This window comes from Acinetobacter sp. RW6, assembly GCF_041956835.1.
Classification (GTDB): Bacteria; Pseudomonadota; Gammaproteobacteria; order Pseudomonadales; family Moraxellaceae; genus Acinetobacter; species Acinetobacter calcoaceticus.
Genome location: NZ_CP167121.1, coordinates 1343055 through 1359456, shown reverse-complemented (window position 1 = coordinate 1359456; position 16402 = coordinate 1343055). Strand labels below are relative to the sequence as shown.

Annotated in this window: 14 protein-coding genes; 2 read left to right on the top strand and 12 right to left on the bottom strand. The window is 38.1% G+C overall.

Translation table 11 applies throughout. The features are described 5' to 3' along the window. Window positions 1-299: 299 nt before the first annotated feature. The 8 genes from iaaH to ACB088_RS06365 form a co-directional block, all read right to left on the bottom strand. Window positions 300-1760, bottom strand: a complete 1461-nt coding sequence (gene iaaH / locus ACB088_RS06400; protein ID WP_375038366.1) for an indoleacetamide hydrolase — start codon at window positions 1758-1760, stop codon at window positions 300-302. Between the two features lie 91 nt (window positions 1761-1851). Beyond that, entirely contained in the window at window positions 1852-2571 is a 720-nt protein-coding gene (locus ACB088_RS06395) for a response regulator transcription factor (protein ID WP_375038365.1), read from the bottom strand. 356 nt (window positions 2572-2927) lie between these two features. Then, complete coding sequence (locus ACB088_RS06390; protein ID WP_125739898.1) at window positions 2928-3356, bottom strand: hypothetical protein; 429 nt, start codon at window positions 3354-3356, stop codon at window positions 2928-2930. A gap of 970 nt (window positions 3357-4326) precedes the next feature. After that, on the bottom strand, window positions 4327-5721 hold the full coding sequence (locus ACB088_RS06385) for a methylenetetrahydrofolate reductase C-terminal domain-containing protein (protein ID WP_375038364.1): 1395 nt from the start codon (window positions 5719-5721) through the stop codon (window positions 4327-4329). Window positions 5722-5793: 72 nt separating this feature from the next. Further along, entirely contained in the window at window positions 5794-6561 is a 768-nt protein-coding gene (locus ACB088_RS06380) for an NUDIX domain-containing protein (RefSeq protein WP_375038363.1), read from the bottom strand. Window positions 6562-6621: 60 nt separating this feature from the next. Then, window positions 6622-8115 (bottom strand): nicotinate phosphoribosyltransferase, encoded by a 1494-nt coding sequence (locus ACB088_RS06375; RefSeq protein WP_375038362.1) that lies wholly within the window; start codon window positions 8113-8115, stop codon window positions 6622-6624. A gap of 11 nt (window positions 8116-8126) precedes the next feature. Beyond that, window positions 8127-9011: a phosphoribosyltransferase family protein gene (locus tag ACB088_RS06370; protein ID WP_375038361.1), complete on the bottom strand. Its 885-nt coding sequence runs from the start codon at window positions 9009-9011 to the stop codon at window positions 8127-8129. Window positions 9012-9192: 181 nt separating this feature from the next. After that, the gene (locus ACB088_RS06365; RefSeq protein WP_375038360.1) at window positions 9193-10002 is read right to left on the bottom strand and encodes a sulfite exporter TauE/SafE family protein; all 810 of its coding nucleotides are present in this window, start codon (window positions 10000-10002) and stop codon (window positions 9193-9195) included. Between the two features lie 98 nt (window positions 10003-10100). Here ACB088_RS06365 and ACB088_RS06360 point away from each other — a divergent pair, with 98 nt between their 5' ends. Then, a complete protein-coding gene (locus tag ACB088_RS06360; RefSeq protein ID WP_375038359.1) occupies window positions 10101-10889 on the top strand; it encodes a helix-turn-helix domain-containing protein in 789 nt (262 codons plus the stop codon). Here ACB088_RS06360 and ACB088_RS06355 read toward each other — a convergent pair. From ACB088_RS06355 to ACB088_RS06340, 4 genes are read right to left on the bottom strand one after another with little or no spacing between them, the layout of a single operon-like run. Then, entirely contained in the window at window positions 10884-11372 is a 489-nt protein-coding gene (locus ACB088_RS06355; RefSeq protein WP_375038358.1) for a GNAT family N-acetyltransferase, read from the bottom strand. The genes ACB088_RS06360 and ACB088_RS06355 overlap by 6 nt on opposite strands. 2 nt (window positions 11373-11374) lie before the next feature. Beyond that, window positions 11375-12139: an ABC transporter ATP-binding protein gene (locus tag ACB088_RS06350; RefSeq protein ID WP_375038357.1), complete on the bottom strand. Its 765-nt coding sequence runs from the start codon at window positions 12137-12139 to the stop codon at window positions 11375-11377. Next, window positions 12136-13146 carry a FecCD family ABC transporter permease gene (locus ACB088_RS06345; protein WP_375038784.1) on the bottom strand — a complete coding sequence of 337 codons (1011 nt, stop codon included), beginning with the start codon at window positions 13144-13146 and terminating at the stop codon, window positions 12136-12138. The genes ACB088_RS06350 and ACB088_RS06345 overlap by 4 nt, the downstream gene beginning before the upstream one ends. A gap of 2 nt (window positions 13147-13148) precedes the next feature. Continuing rightward, the gene (locus ACB088_RS06340) at window positions 13149-14168 is read right to left on the bottom strand and encodes an ABC transporter substrate-binding protein (protein ID WP_375038356.1); all 1020 of its coding nucleotides are present in this window, start codon (window positions 14166-14168) and stop codon (window positions 13149-13151) included. Between the two features lie 640 nt (window positions 14169-14808). Between ACB088_RS06340 and ACB088_RS06335 the strand changes: the two genes are divergently transcribed. Continuing rightward, window positions 14809-16377, top strand: coding sequence for a tyrosinase family protein (locus ACB088_RS06335; RefSeq protein ID WP_375038355.1), 1569 nt, complete (start codon window positions 14809-14811; stop codon window positions 16375-16377). Window positions 16378-16402: the final 25 nt, after the last annotated feature.

Below are 16402 nucleotides of genomic sequence, written 5' to 3'. Positions count from 1 at the left end.
TAGAATTAATTAAGGTAATATGTAATTTTAAAAAGAGTTATCGATAAGTTTTATAATATTTATAGAAACATAAAATATAAATGTTCTTATTTATCAAAATAGTTAAACAAAACTTATTAAAGATGTATTTTAATAAATTTATGATTAACTATATTAAGTGGAATAACATGAAAATTTCCAGACCAAATCCAACTTATCCTTAAGAAACCAAGCATTATTAACGAATAAAATTAATCTTAAAAAAGAGTTACTTTTAACTCTTTTTTATTTAGAAAATAGAGAATTATCAGTTTATTTTTTTACTTATTTATAACCCTAAAAATTTCTTCTAAAGTCATTCCAACCGCAAGTATTTCACTATCCTGATGAGGTAAACCATCAATCTCCAACCCAATTGGTAGTTTCGATTTCGCCCCCTTTCCAATGGGTAAACTCAGTCCAGGTAATCCGATATTACTTCCTGGATCTGTATTTCGAATCAGGGTTTGGAAATTTTCAATTGAACTGACTTGTTCGTTTGCCAGTGGTGCAACAATAGGTGATGTTGGAAACAATAAAGCATGTAAGTTATGCGCTTTAAAAGTGTTTTGGTAGAGTTCAAGCAATTGAGGACGAGCTTCATTCATCGCCTTTTCATACAAAGGTAAAACAGGAGCAAGTTGACCCATATGATCTTGAATTAATTGGGGAAGGATATTCTGTTTAAAAAGTGCCTGTACATCTGGGCTTGAGATCTGATCGATCACCGACTCTAAGGTCAGGTCTATATGATGATGTTTTAAATATTGAATAAGGTCATATTTGCCTTCATAGATGACCACGGGAAATGAAATAGCGTGATTGAGTTGTTCCAAATTCGGCATATCGACAGGAATAATTTCGACTCCCGCATCTTTTAAAAGTTCAAGTGCAATATGAGCTTGTTGATGAACGTCTTCATCTAAATGATTCCAAAAATATGGATTGATACCGAGTCTAATTTGATTTGGCAGTAATGGCTTTTTTCTTTGCTCTTGAGTAATGAGCTGATCAATTAAGATAATGTCAGATATTGTATGTGCCATAGGGCCAGCGGTATCCCGCGTATGTGAAATTGGGGTAATACTCTCTTGTGAATATCTTCCTACCGTTGGACGAAAGCCGACACAACCATTTAAAGCGCTTGGTAATCTAATCGAAGCACCTGTATCCGTACCAACCGCAATCGGAACCATTCCCGCGGCAACAGCCACAGCACTACCTGAAGAAGACCCGCCAGCAATATGTAATGGGTTTACCGCATTTCGTGTACCCACAATACCTTCAATATGCATGGCAGTATTATAACCCGTTACCCCAAAGGCCAATTCGTGCATATTGGTTTTACCAACAATGATCGCGCCGTGATCAATGAGCTTTTGAATAATCGGTGCAGAGCTTTGAGGCTTAAAGTGGGCTAAAGCTGGTGTGCCTGCACTGTTAGGGAAACCTTCAACATGAATATTATCTTTAACCGCAATTAAAATCCCCATTAAGGCTGGACACGGTTTTCCACTAAGTAAGTATTTATCCCAATATTGAGCTTGTTGAATTGCTGAAGCTTTATCTGTGCTAATAAATGCATTTAAAGATTGCTGTTTTTCAATAGTATTGAAGTAATGATGCACAATCTCTTCACAAGATACTTTTCTATCATGGATCAGTTTAGTGATGACATCTACTGAAGCACTTGCTAAATCGAGTGTTTCAATCCAATTATTTTTTTCAACTGCATTTGACATGATGACTTAAAATCCATTTAAGTTGTGATCTTAAGAACTTAGTACAAATTGCTCGATAATTCGTATCCTCAAAATTGAGGATTGCTTTGCTTTAATGTTGAATGAGTAAAGCCATTTCAGTGCGATTATTGCAGCCTATTTTTCTCATGGCGTTGTTTAGATGAGTTCTTAATGTGGTAAAGCTAATGCCAAGTAAATTCGCCACATGTTTATCACTTAAACCTTTAGATACCAAATGAACTACTTCTTGTTCACGCGGGGTAAGACCATATTGTGTTGATAAATCAGCTGGTAAGGCTTGAGTAAAATAAGGCTCAAGTAGGCTTAATATCCTTTTTTCACGCTCACCAAACATGTCGGCGTCTTGTGCACGCCAAATGCGTAAATCACCAATATCCATACCATTTCGCACAAAATAAATATTTATGCCGTGGTACAAACCATAGGTTTTTAAAAACTCATTGTAATAGCCTGTTTTTTTAAGGTCTTCAAGAGGCATAACTTCATTTACAAACGTTGGTTTCTGGAGTTTACGAAGTTGTGTGGTAATTGGGTCAGCAAATTGCCAAACACACTCATAGTCCTCCATGGCTTTTGGGTCGATTTTCCATATCACGCCTTCTTTCGATAAATTATGTGTTGAATCCCAAATATAAGATGCGGCAAAATCAGCCCGTAATAAGGTGGCAATATCTGCAATGATATTTTCACGTAAAGTACATTGCCCTTTCCCTGAGCCAAGTTTCCATAATATTTCAGAAAACAACGTAAACTCAGATGGACTGAAATCCTTTTCTAAAAGTGCGGTCATCGTCTACCTATTTAACGAAATCCATCGAATTTTAAGAAGATCGGTTGAGTGCTTCCTTTGAACTTAATACCCATCCCATCCTTTTCTATAACATATCTATTTTTCGATTTGGTAGGTAATAGCTATATTTTGTTCGTAAAAATATTAATTTTCTAGTCTTTATATGCTCATTATATAAAAAGCCCACCGAAGTGAGCCTATTCTTTAACAATCAATTTCAACAGAATATTTCATTCATTTAGAAAGTGATATCCTCTAAGATATTTTATTTTTCAGTAGCTAAAATTGAATACATCTATCAACCAATTGTGTCTTTGTATGGTGCTCTTTTAACTGTTGATATGCCTCTTGTGAAATTACTTGTCCAATAGGTACAGAAGGGTTCGATCAACTTTTCTCTCTTTTCTTTTTTGCTCAAGTTCCTGTTGATATTCTTCTTCTGAAATTACTTTTCTATTAGGTGTAGATTCAATGTATGGTGAATAACCCCTATTATTAGCATACTTATTTTCTCTGTAATATTGTGATTTATCATAATCAGTCATATTCGCCGTTTGGAATAGAGCGTCATTACCTCGCTCTGCCCTTTTAAAAATTTGATTTGTACGATCTATTTTTTGTTGATTTGATAACTCAAAAAAATCTACTTTCTCACGACTGTTATTATTTTGAATCCCTTCATCCTTACCAATTAAGATAGAAGGTTTTTTTTCGAAAAAATCATCAGCACTGTACACTGGGCCAATAATCAATAAACTTATAAAAATTAATAATATTCTACCCATAAAATTCTTGTGCTCATTACAAAATATTGGATTACATAAATTTTATATAATTTTAATAAAAAATCTATTCTCCGTATCTTATTATTTTAGTGTTTAATCTACTACTAAATAAACTCATTTAGCTTTCAGTAACAGCGTATCTTTTCAACTGGGATGGTAGAGACTGACTTTACAGGTTATAAAGATACCCATTAAAGAACCCTTCGAAGAGGGCTAAGTATTTTGATTAAATGATTCTAAAAATTCCGTAATTTGATAAATATCACCAAATTGTAAAGTAACACTCGATCCTTCCTCATTGTCTTTTGTCGGTCCAAAGTAAAAAATTACCTGAGAGGTTTCACTTAAAACCTTGGCGTAGTTGATACTATCTGTATTGATGTAAAAATCGTCATACATAATAAACATTTTTATTTCCCTCTTATTTTAAAGTATTTAATATAACTCTACGCCTTATTTTTTCAATATTAAAAATAAAGAACCCGTCAATAATTGATATTTAATGGGGCTTCTTGTGCCTTAATACGTTCGGCGAATTATAAAATAAACTTTTAAAGGGAAATATTCATATTTAATATTGTGAGAATTTTTGTGCGAAGGTATGAATCTGTTTGTCACTCAAATGGTGCAGTGCGCTTTTTAAAAACTAAAACCCACTCATTGAGTGGGTTTTTTTATTACTAACCATTTTGCCTGAGGTGGTCTTGGAACTCTTGGTCGTGTATTTTGTCGTAATTCACAGGGTCGTAAACGCATCCAGTTAAAACAACAATTACAGTAAGTACAGCAACCAATTTTTTCATTGAGACAGCCTTTCCTTTAACGCAAAAGATTTGCTTTAAGTATACTCCTCGGTAGCCATTTTGATTGGACATAATTAAGGCAAACAATTGTTATTTTTAAATTATCGCCGTGCTTTAGCATATGATTTGATTTTTTAGCAACAACAAATCAAGGGGTAGTATAAAACTTAAGCCTCAGTCGCTAAATACCAGTTTTTCCAAGAACTGGTTCCTCTCGTTTCAAGTGGTACTGTTGGAATCAATTTCTCTTTTAGTATTTCAGTTTGTGCAACTGCTTTTGCAAGTCTTGCTTTGACTGAATGAATACATTCACGGTCACCAAATTCGCAGCGGTCTAAAGTTGTACCGCCACAAGGCCCATTAGCTAAACCTTTTGGACACGTTTCAGGGCAAATATATAAAGTATCGCTTAGGCGACACTGACCACAGCTTTCACAGCCGACTAGGCTATGTTTACTCAGCACTTCTGTTTTAAGCAATACTTTGGCGACTAAAGCATTTTCCCAAAAGGATGCTTTAAAAATAAACCGTCCAACACCTTTGGCAATTTTTGATCCAAACATTGCTTCATGCATAACATGTAGCTGGCGATATTTAATTAATTGTTTAGATGATGGCTGGCGAGAAAAACGAGCAATTTCAGGCGAAAACTCTTTGCCTGTAGTGACTTGCCAAAGTGAATTCCAAAGCTCTTCTAAGGCTTCAAGCTCCAGATGTCTGTATTGCTCAATGTAGCTTTCAAGCAGCATTTGCTCTTCTGGCTTATGGCAAGCAGATAAATGAATTCCTGCAAATCCTAAGTGTTTGCAAATCAAAATCTGTAAAGCACAGCGTAAATAAACGCGATCTGTATGCCCTGCCTGTTTTTCATCTGCCAAGACTTTTAACATGTGTGGGGTAATTACAATACCCGCGACTTTATGCTTCACCATAAAATTGGCACGACCTAAAGTCAGTGGCATCACACAAGCCAATATTTGCTGCGCATAACTATGTTTTGTTAAAAATGATTTAGCTTGTTTTAAGGCTTCAATGTCATAGCCCAATTGGGTAATGATAAAGTCAGCACCTGCTTTAAGCTTCTTATGTAGTTTTAAATACTGCGCATCACGCTCAGCTTCGACATATTTAAATGGGTTAAAAGCAACCCCAATGCGAAACCCGCCATACTGCTTGGCTGCCATTACGGCGTTTACTGACTCTAAGTAACGACTACGAGACTGTCCATCTCGCCCATTATGATGCTCTTTGAGTTTATCGCCTGTAAGCAATAACAAGTTTTGAATATTAGCTGCTTGAGCTTGCTCTAAAAAATACTCAAAGTCTTGTATATCTCGTGCCTTACCTGAAAAGTGTAAGACTTTCTCTATTGAGTCAGGATAACTTTTGCTGGCTTCAAGCGGCGCAATATCATGATCTGAATGTACACGATCTGCCAATGTCATTGCTGCCGGATATCCTGCAAACTCATGTTTCACAGGATAAATTTCATGCAGTGAAGTGAGATACTCCACCAACACAAAAAACTGTTTTTGCTGGAAGCAGGGAGAAACGTGTGACATAGGCAAAGTGCTGATCAAAACATGACATCAATCATAAGCGCGGCATTATAAATCAAAGCGCATCAATATGCGCTAGTCAGAGAGCTCATTGTTTTGCTTATCTTCACCCTCTTTATTTCTAGGTAATTCGAGTGAGCGAGGAAATATAAAATCGAAAGAATCGAGTGCATAGCGGTAAAGCTGAGCTGGCCGTTTGCCCACAATTTTACTTTGGTTGGTTTCTTCAACTGCACCCGCTTCTATCATACGGCGTCTAAACGCTTTTTTATCTAAAGATTGCCCAAGAATAATTTCATAAAATGTTTGTAGCTCAGTTAGCGTAAATAATTCAGGCATGAGACTGGCGGGCAATGCAGTATAGCGGGTTTTATTGGTTAAACGCTCTAATGCCAAGTTAAGCAACTCATTATGATCAAACGCCAATGCTAAATCTTGTGCTTTTGCTACAGGCACCCATTCGCTGTACTCAGCTAATGCTTGTTGTTGATAGGCATTAAAATCAATTAAAGCAAAATACAAAATCGTCACGGCCCAGCCACGCGGGTCACGTTTAGCATTACCGACAGAAGCAACTTGTTCCAAGTAAGGTGAAGCAATTCCTGTTTTTTCGACCAGCTTACGATAAGCCGTAGCCATCAAGTCTTGATCATGCTTTAAATCGGCAAAACCACCCGGCAAAGCCCATTGGTCTTTGGCTGGAAAGTTTGGTCGCTTAATGAGTAATACCTGCAACTGACCATTAAATACCGAGAAAATAGCCATATCTACAGTGAGTAAAGGTGCGTCATAATCTCGGCGATCATAACTGGCAAGGAATTCTTGTTCAGTTTGAATAGTCACGTTCAGCCTCTCAATAAAGTGATGAGCCGATACCCATGTAACGACTCATCTAAACATCAGTTATGCGATGGATAAACGCTCGCGAATTTGATCCAACGTACACTCATACTGGAGTTTACCATTTTCAAAGACTGTTTTTAGTGCTCCGCCTTGTTCTTGTTCGGCTGTTTGCTCATCAAACAAGGTAAAGCCAGTTTCATTTTCTTCGATGCGTAATAGACCTTTAGCAGATTTTTTTACACCTGAGTCAGTAATTGGGTCTTTAAACAGCTCTCGGCCTACACCATTCACTTGCCCCCAAGTCGCTTTAACAGCAAACCCAAAGGTATCGCGAGTTAAGTAGTTATAGGTAAAGCTGCCTATACCAAACACCAAGTTGTTTGAAGCAAAACCTTTGGCTTCTAGTCCTTCCAAAATGCGCTGAGCACGGTCTAGGGTAATCGAGTCACCGTAAATTAGCCCAACTCGTTCATTCAGTACTTTATAGCCTTGGTTAGTCGTTGTACCACCAAACACTTCCCATAAGCATTCAACCGCGCCTTTGTACGCTGGGCTGCCGACTTCGGCATCTGGGTCACCACAAATAATTTTGACAGGGTCACCAGAGTCTGGACGGAAAACCAATTTAGCCAAGCCTAAAGCATTGGGTTGTCTTGCCAGAATTTCAGGTTTTAAAGCCACTGTAAACTCGGTAATCACTCGCCAAAAGTCCCAAGTATCAGACACAATACTGACAACACCAGACGGATAAAGCTCGCAAATTAAACGCTTAAATGTTTCTAGCTCACTGTTTTCTGTGCCCATACACATCACACTATGTTCAGTTGCAGGTACAGAAACTCCAATCACACCTGTGGCATTGTAATATTCTTCGGCGTAGTCAATTGAAGCAACCGAGTCTGTTCCAATAAAACTGGTTAAGTGCCCAACACCTGATTGCGCTGCATCATAAATCCCACTCATACCACGGCTACTAAAATCGTGTCCTTGCAAAGTTACAAAATCGAGTGGTGCGCCAGTTTTTACAGCATATTGCGTTAATAAGCGTTTGTACTCATAGGCAATCGTCGCGGTAGTGCAGCTTTTCCAAAGCTCAGCACTTAACACAGTTTCAATATAGTTGGTTAACCAAAAGAAACGCGGGTCGGTATTAATGACGGTGAGCACAGGTACACGCATATTGACGCGGCTACCTTCTGGCAATGCTTTAATGCGTAATGGTAAATAACCCAAGTCGTGTAACGCTTCAATATGATCAACCGGTACTGCGCCTTCACCTAATGATGTGTCCATACGGCGTTTGTATGCAGCCACTACTTTGTCTTTAGGTTGTTGGAAAAAACCTTCATTCCATGTATCTATCAAAAAGTGTTTGATAAAACCCTGAAGACCAAAGAACACAACTTTATCATCGAAGTCAGGTAGCATTTTTGCGAGACGAGATGAACGTGGCGTAAAGTTTGCGTACACGTACTCTGTACCTACTGGATACTGACGTCTGTGATCAGCTTTATAAAAATCGATAGCATTTAATGGATTAAGTTTAATAGTCATCTTTATTCTCTTTATTTTGCTGCAAAAGCAATTACTGAAATTTTGTCTGATGGTTGTTGCGGAAAGCTGTCTGAAGTAAACAGTTGATCTAGCAGCCCATCAAAAACTTCTAATCCTTTACTAAAAATACCGTGGGTCACATATAGAACGACCTTATTGCAATTGAGGCGACGGAGTTCTTTGGCAATACCAATAAAGGTTGCACCACCATCGCAAATGTCATCGGTAATGACCGCTGTTAGGCCCGATAAATCAGTCGCATGTACATGTGTACCTAAAATTTTGCCAGTCACTGGGTCGCGTTTTTTATCACACTGAACAATAGTGATTGGTTGTTTGCGCTCAGAATTAAAAGCATCTGCAACCATTTGTGTACGTGCTTTTGCACCTTTGTCTGGACAAATCAGTATTGTTTTTTCATCTTTTAACAATGCACTCAGCGCTTCACTCTTTTTGATGATTTCTACTGAACTCACATTTACAACTTCACTAAAAGAAGTATTAGCACGGAGTAATGCGGTAGTAACTTCACTATGGCAATCCCATACAGTCACCTTGCCTTGTTTGCCGGCTTTTTTGTCTGCATTAATGTTGAGTAGTTTCGTCATCACATCAAGTGAGAATGCTTGGCCTACGGCACAAATACGATCCTGACGTGCGTATGGAAAATACGGAATTTCTAGGTCAACGGTTAGACCCTGATTCAGCAATATATTTTCAAGCAGTAAATAGTCCATCACATCGTGACTTGAGGTCATTTGCGCGCGGACCAATACCTTGCCAGATAGTGAACCTAAGGTTGTCTCATCAATTTGAACATGACGCTCGCCACCAGAAAACTGCATAAATTTCACTGGAATTTCATTTCTTGCCGCATCTAAAAGCTGGATAGCCATATCATCCTCTTTTTGTCTGATGACCTTCGATGAATATATAGTGGCATAAAGCCACTATATATTTCAAGTCTATTTTTCAAACTTTTTTCAAAGCCCTTTAAGACATAAAATTTGCAGTTTTAGAGTGGTCAGATATTCAGTTTTTAATTGAATTTGTTATTTAAATTGTTGAAATAAATATTTAATTTACAACAACCATTACAAGTAGAACCATGACTAAAAGTAGCGGATATAATTTTGCCCGCCATAAATCTGGTAGTTTTGAAATAAATTTTTCTGAAAAATATAGCCCAATCCATGTTCCAGCAACCAAGAATAAAGCAGCTTCAAACCAAATCAGGCCAATAAATCCACTAGGTGCCCATGTAGATTGCCAAAGTGACAATACACAATAGGTCAGCGTTGCAGTTAAAGACAAAGGTAAGGTGAGAATATTTGCAATAGCCGCTGCTTCTGCCATAGAACGCCCCCGCCGCCGTAATAAAGGAACTGTCATTACGCTTCCTCCCACACCTAAAACTGCCGCAACCCAGCCGATAACTCCCCCTTTAATGAGTTCACTGTTTTGACCATAGTTTTGCTTTTGCCTTGATGCCACCATAAAACCCGGTCGGTAATAACAATCAATAATCGTTACGAACACATAGCCCATAAATATCCAGCGAAGCCAGTTTCCATTAAATAATGAGGCCATTACCGCACCAACAATTCCACCAAATGCGATACCACCCCATAAAAAGCGGATCTTTTGCCAATCTATATGTCCCGAACGATAGTGCCGAAAGGTTGCAAAACTAGCCGAGCAAAGCATGACAAAGGCTGATGTGGCTACGGCAATTTGCATAGCATGTATCCCAACACTGCTTTCATTGCTCCACTTTTGAATAATCACCGTGTAAAGCAAAGGTACAGCAACAAAGCCGCCGCCAAAGCCAAATAACCAAGTGGTTACGCCGGAAAGCAGCCCAAATAAAAATAGCTCATATAGCATGATCATCTTCCTCACGTTTATAGAGGCATGATATAAAATAGCTATATGGCAAACTAACGTAGAAAAGCCATCTTTTTATTCTTTTCAGCCAAAAATATATGCGTAATATTCCAATTAACGATGTAGATCATCTACCACAAGCAGTACTAGCATTAGGATCAGATTATCCTGCTGATACCTTGCTAGATACGCATAGCCATCGCCGTGCTCAGTTCTTATATGCACCTGAAGGCCTCATGAAAGTTGAAACCGAAGATGGCCAATGGCTTGTCTTACCCTATAGTGGTGTATGGATACCCGCAGGCAAACCACATCGGGTATGGTTGTCTAAAGTCAGTACTTATAGTTTGTATATAGAAGCAAATAGTGCCCCAAGACAGGCAACATATTGCGAGGTTATACAAGTCTCGCCTTTGCTACATCAATTGCTCATTCAGGCAAATCAGCTACCTATTGATTACTCACATTCAGGCCGTGACGGCGCTCTTATTGATTTTTTATTATATGAATTAGAAGCTGCACCCGCGTTGCCTCTGTTTATTCCATTGCCTCACAACACATTACTATCTCAACAATGCGCTGAGTTTATGAAACACCCCGATATTCATAGTAGCCCTAAAGATTGGGCGCATGAGAATAATAAAAGTGAACGAACTTTTCATCGCTGGTTTAAGTCAGAAACTGGCATGTCCTTTCAGGCTTGGCGTAATCGGGTCTGCATCATCTATGCTTTAAACGCGTTAAAAGAGAATATCTCAATTACGGAAATTGCTTTTGGTTTGGGCTATGAACACTCGGCAGCTTTTACAGCAATGTTCAGTAAAATTATGGGCTATCCTCCTACCCACTTTCTAAAAAGATTTCATGCACATAATGAAACACTATAAAGATTTACTCATGTGAATGGTGTCATACGTCTCGATCCATTCTCGTTTAATAACTTCAAAGCCTTGTAGAGTCCAAAACTCTTCAGCCGCTGGCAAAAATGGATGAGTGTGCAAATACAAGGTAGTAATTCCATTCTTTTTTGCATGGCTAAACAACATGTCACATAGTTGAGTTGCGATGCCATTACGGCGGTATTCAGGCAATACAAATAACTTAACCACTTCTACCGTCTTAGATGGCAAATTTAGATCAAAACGATGGTCATACGCCCGATATGCGATGGTGCCAATAATGCGGTTTTTATCTTTTACCGTAATAAAGCAACCTAATGGATCATTGACATAATATTGCCCAAAATTTTTTAAATCTTTAGGAACTTGCCCATGATAGATTTCTGGGAATAAAAGCTGTCTAGTATAAAGTGCAAACTCTAACGCAGATGCATAGTCTGATTTGTCCGCTAGCTGATAGTGAAATGTCATATTTATAGCCAAGAATGATCAGGGATAACAATGGTTTTGTCTTGAATCATGGCTTCATGGAACTCGACATCATAGACACTTTTTAAAAACTTCGGATCGGTGACTCGGGTTTTAGACTCAGGCTTAATCACCTCATGTTGCCGCATAAAAAATAAATGATCTGCAAATAAAAATGCTAAGTTGGGATCATGCATAATCGCAATAACAGTAAAGTTTTGACGCGACAACTGACGCAATTTTTTCATTAAATAAGACTGATAATAAACATCAAGATGATTAGTTGGCTCATCGAGCAAAATGACTTTCGGTGCTTGCACCAAAATACGCGCAATCATGACCAATTGCCTTTCACCACCCGATAGCTCGGTATAAGGACGGTCGCGTAAATGCTCAATGTCTAAATCAAGCAATGCTTGGTCTACACGTTCCCAATCTGACTTTGAAGGACGATATCGGCTAAAAGCCGCACGTCCCGTAATCACCACATCTTTAACCAAAAATGGGAATACGGTTTTATGAAACTGCGGTAAAAAGCCGAGTAATGCGGCCCGATCTTTTCCTTTAAAGTCTGATAGTGGTTTCCCAGAGTAACGAATCAACCCATCTTTTACAGGTTCTAGGCCCGCCATCAATTTAAAAAGTGTTGATTTCCCACAGCCATTACGCCCTAAAATCACTGAAAACTGATTTTCAGGAAACTCCAGATGAATATTTTTGAGAACCTGTTTGTGCCCATAGGCATAATTTAACTGATCAATTTGAATCATGCCCAATGAGTCCTCTGTGTTTTCATTAATAATAAGAAAAACGGCGCGCCAAGTAGCATGGTAAAAATACCAATCGGTATTTCAAAGGTAAGTAAAACCCGAGAAAAATTATCAATCATGAGTAGAAAACTACCACCCAGTACCATATTGGCAGGAATGCTATAGCGGTGGTCTGGCCCAACCAACATTCTCACAATATGCGGCATAAAGAGTCCATATAGACTAATAATACCCGCCGCAGCCACAGAAGTTGATGTACAAACGGTCACCAGAGCAATTAAAAGAAGCTGTTCCCACCGAGGGTTAACACCCACAGCCTGTGCCTCTTCAGCACCCAGTGCCATTAAATTTAAACGCCAACGCATAGCAAATAATCCGGCAAGTCCAATGCAAATCGGTAGCACAGCATATTGAACCTTTTGCCAAGAAGCCTGATGTAAGTTGCCCATGGTCCATTGCACAATGGCTTGCAATTTAAATGGATCACTTAAGTATTGAATAACTGTAAGTCCTGCCAAAAACAGCCCAGAAACAATCATGCCCGATAAAATTACCATCACTAAAGACGTCTGGCTTTCATGTTTTTGACGTGCAAATAAATACGTTAAGGCAACGGCGCAAACACCAAAAATAAAGGCGGATAGATTGGGTGAAAGCCAATTCAAAGAAAGTGCCAAAGCCGCACCGAACGCCGCTCCAGATGAAATACCGAGTACATATGAGTCAACTAAAGGATTACGAAACAATGCCTGTAAACCATTTCCCGCAGTTGCTAATGCAGCACCCACCATAAAGGTCAGTAAAATTCTGGGTAATCTGACATTGACCAGAATGTTTTGCATCAGTCTAAATTGTTCAGCATCAAAATATGATGTACCGAAAACTGCTTGCACACCCCACAGCAAATAGTCCCATGCATTCAACGTCTGAGTTGGCCCAATGAGCAGCGAGATAAAAATCATGATGAATGGTAACGGATAAAACCAATAATACTTTAGTGTTTCCATCTTCATTGCACTAGCTCCTGAGCTAAGTGCTCACCATATAACTTAGTTAAAATGCGCTGTTGCAAAGCACTTACAGGTAAATCCGACTGTTCAGGATAAATACTGTGATTCAAATAAATCGCCGTAATAATAATTTTGATGGTGTGCGGGTTATATATAAATGCAGGACTCAAATTAAAGACCTTTCGGTTTTGTACTGCGCTTAAGCCTTGTAATTCTTTTCGTTCATAAATCAGTTTTGGGTTGGTGTTCCAAAGCACGATATTGTCTGGGTTCCATTCAATTAAGGTCTCGGGGTTCACATTGGGTTGATTTGCATCGGTCTGAACAATATTAAAAGCACCCGCCAGCTCAATAAAGTCATTAGTAATAGACTTGCGGCCAGAGGTAGAAAAAATTCGCCCTCCAGACCATGCATAATAAATCGATTGCTTATTTGGCTGACGTGCAGTTTTGGCTGTGACCTCTGCCACAATTTCATCAGAAAAACTTAAAATTTCTTGAGCACGCTTTTGGGCACCACTAAGCACAGCGATTTCAGAAAGTTCTTCTTTCACTTGCTGGTAAGTGCCGGACTCCATGACATATACAGCAATGCCAAACTGCCTTAACAGTTCAATTGTTTGGGTTTGTCCGCTCCCCAAAATCACCAGATCTGGTTTTAACAGCACGAGACTTTCAATATTGGTGGCATTTGCACCTTGCGAAGGTGTAGCAAGCTCTCTATTGGCAATTCGCTTATCTATTTTTGAATAGGCATTAAATAGTAAAGGCTGTATGTACACCTCAGCCGGTATACCAATCACTTTATGGCCTTGCCCTAGCATGTAGAGACCATCTAAGCCCGACTCAAACAAAGAAACAATTCTTTGTGCTGGTTTATCTACACAGACTTTTGTATTTGTACTATCAAAAACACATATCGAATGAGCCCCTAACTTTTCTTGTGTTTTTGCCTTTTGTTCAGCTGAAGAACATCCACATAGAATGAGTAAAGTGAGTATTGAAACCAAAAACTTCATTACAGTACCCAATGCACAAATACAGTGCAAAAAATAAAAAGATGTATCTATTTGGTGCATTTTCATGTGAAAAACACACTATAAGTGATCAAGAATATTTGAAGCATAAGTAATACGGCAGTCAAATCAAGTGTTGTACTGAAGATAGGAACGATTAAGCAATAAAAATGCCAGAATTACAAAATAAACTTAATAATCACGTGATTGTGATTTTTAAAACTTAGAAGATAGATAGTCATTTCTAAATTCTTTAGAATTTTCTTTACAACCGTTAAAATAAAATTACTCACTTTCCAATATTTAAATTTAATCAGAGGGTTTTAGCTTTAATATTCTAGATAATAATGAGACTTTAGACCTATAAATTTAAAAAAACAAAATACATTACACAAAAATATAATTAACTTTATTTTAACTATCTTTTAAATTTCAATAAAAACAAAATATTAAATAATTAAGTTTTTCTAAAAAATTACAGGATATAAAATTAACTTTCATCATTATTAATATTAAATATAAAACTTTAATAAAAACTATTTTATATGCTAGATTAGGTTAAGAATTATCCAAACCAAGGGTAAATTCATACATTACAAATAATCAAATATAAGAACATTAAACATGACAAGGATTTAAAATCATGAAGAGAAATTATTATATTTTAGGCACTCTATTATTTAGCATGAGCTTAACAACCCATGCTGACTCACTACGAATGAGTGCGACGGAGTTCGCAAAAGATCCAGCCAAAGTAAGTGCATTACAAAAAGGTTTGGAAAAAATGCGGGCAAATAATAATGCTCCCCCCTTATCACCCGAGTTTCGTACAAGCTTTAATTACTGGGCCAATACGCATGGCTATTTTGGCACAGGTACACATGCAACAGACAAAGATTATTATGTTAATCAATACCGTATGCCACAGTGCTTACAGATATATAGTAAAGCAGTATGTGATAGTTACTATAAACATATTCAAAATTCAATAGTCCCAAATGATGGCTTTACCGATGAGGTTTGGGGCACCTGCCAACATAGCACTCCAACTTACGACAATCTAAACTTCTTACCGTGGCACCGTATGATGCTTTATTTTTACGAGCGAACAGTACGTAAATATGTGGGGCAAAATTACTCCCTTCCTTATTGGGACTATTACGAAGAAAAAGCGGCTAATGGTAAAGGCTTAGCACTCCCTCAATTAGTCCGCGGTAAACAGGCTGGTACTTTATATGATCAGTTCCGTACCCCAGGTTTAAATACCAACATCAGCGCCATAGATCCAGATAATGCCAGCGCTGCTCAAGCATTTAAATCTGATAATTTTCAATGGTTTTCGAAACAGTTACAATCTCAACCTCATGGGATAATGCACTGTGCAGTCGGTAAAAACTGTGTGCTACCAGATATGGGATTTGTACCGATTGCAGGCTTAGACCCTGTATTTTATATGCACCATGCCAATATAGACCGCTTGTGGCAGTGCTGGCTAAATAAAAAAGCGAATGGGCAACCGATTACACTTGAATGGGCAAAGAAAAATTTAGGTATGCCAGATAGTTGGTATGGCACTCGATATACATTTGCAGATGAAAACGGCAACAAAGTCACCATGACCATTGCTGATGTATTCACCCCTGGTAAAATCCCAGTGCGATATACCAATGAAAATGCTTGTAAAGTTGAAGCACCTGTTATGAGTAGTCAAAGTGCAGGAAAAGCAAACTTATTTAAAATGAATCATAAGCCAGTGAGCAGCAATAAAACTATTAAACTTATGGGTGTAACTCAAAAAGTAGCCTTAGACCCTCAAACTGCAAGTTTCTTAGAGAACTCAAGTCAACTTACTCAAACAACGCTCTCATCGGGACAAACCTATTTAATATTAGACAATGTTCAAATGATTGGTACTCCAAATCTAACTTATAAGATTTATCTATCTTCTAAAAATAAACTTGAGCAAAAGGTTTACGTCTCTACAATCAACTATTTCGGTGTACTAGATCATGACCATGGCGGACACTCGAGTAAAGGTGCTATGGGTCAATTGGTTTATCAAGTTAGTGATCAGGTTAAGCAATTAGGCATGCCTGCTGAAGACTTAGAAGTTCAGTTTGTTGCTACTGATTTAACGCTTGATCAAGTGAAAGAAGAATTAAGCTCTCAAGGACTCAGTATTTCTCAGGTTCGCTTAGAAACTTCAAAATAATAATTTAAGGGAGAGGCCTGATTTT

Coding starts and splice junctions, on each gene's coding strand:
- iaaH (WP_375038366.1), bottom strand. CDS start 1,760: ATGTCAAATGCAGTTGAAAAAAATAATTGGATTGAAACACTCGATTTA.
- ACB088_RS06395 (WP_375038365.1), bottom strand. CDS start 2,571: ATGACCGCACTTTTAGAAAAGGATTTCAGTCCATCTGAGTTTACGTTG.
- ACB088_RS06390 (WP_125739898.1), bottom strand. CDS start 3,356: ATGGGTAGAATATTATTAATTTTTATAAGTTTATTGATTATTGGCCCA.
- ACB088_RS06385 (WP_375038364.1), bottom strand. CDS start 5,721: ATGTCACACGTTTCTCCCTGCTTCCAGCAAAAACAGTTTTTTGTGTTG.
- ACB088_RS06375 (WP_375038362.1), bottom strand. CDS start 8,115: ATGACTATTAAACTTAATCCATTAAATGCTATCGATTTTTATAAAGCT.
- ACB088_RS06370 (WP_375038361.1), bottom strand. CDS start 9,011: ATGGCTATCCAGCTTTTAGATGCGGCAAGAAATGAAATTCCAGTGAAA.
- ACB088_RS06365 (WP_375038360.1), bottom strand. CDS start 10,002: ATGCTATATGAGCTATTTTTATTTGGGCTGCTTTCCGGCGTAACCACT.
- ACB088_RS06360 (WP_375038359.1), top strand. CDS start 10,101: ATGCGTAATATTCCAATTAACGATGTAGATCATCTACCACAAGCAGTA.
- ACB088_RS06355 (WP_375038358.1), bottom strand. CDS start 11,372: ATGACATTTCACTATCAGCTAGCGGACAAATCAGACTATGCATCTGCG.
- ACB088_RS06350 (WP_375038357.1), bottom strand. CDS start 12,139: ATGATTCAAATTGATCAGTTAAATTATGCCTATGGGCACAAACAGGTT.
- ACB088_RS06345 (WP_375038784.1), bottom strand. CDS start 13,146: ATGGAAACACTAAAGTATTATTGGTTTTATCCGTTACCATTCATCATG.
- ACB088_RS06340 (WP_375038356.1), bottom strand. CDS start 14,168: ATGAAGTTTTTGGTTTCAATACTCACTTTACTCATTCTATGTGGATGT.
- ACB088_RS06335 (WP_375038355.1), top strand. CDS start 14,809: ATGAAGAGAAATTATTATATTTTAGGCACTCTATTATTTAGCATGAGC.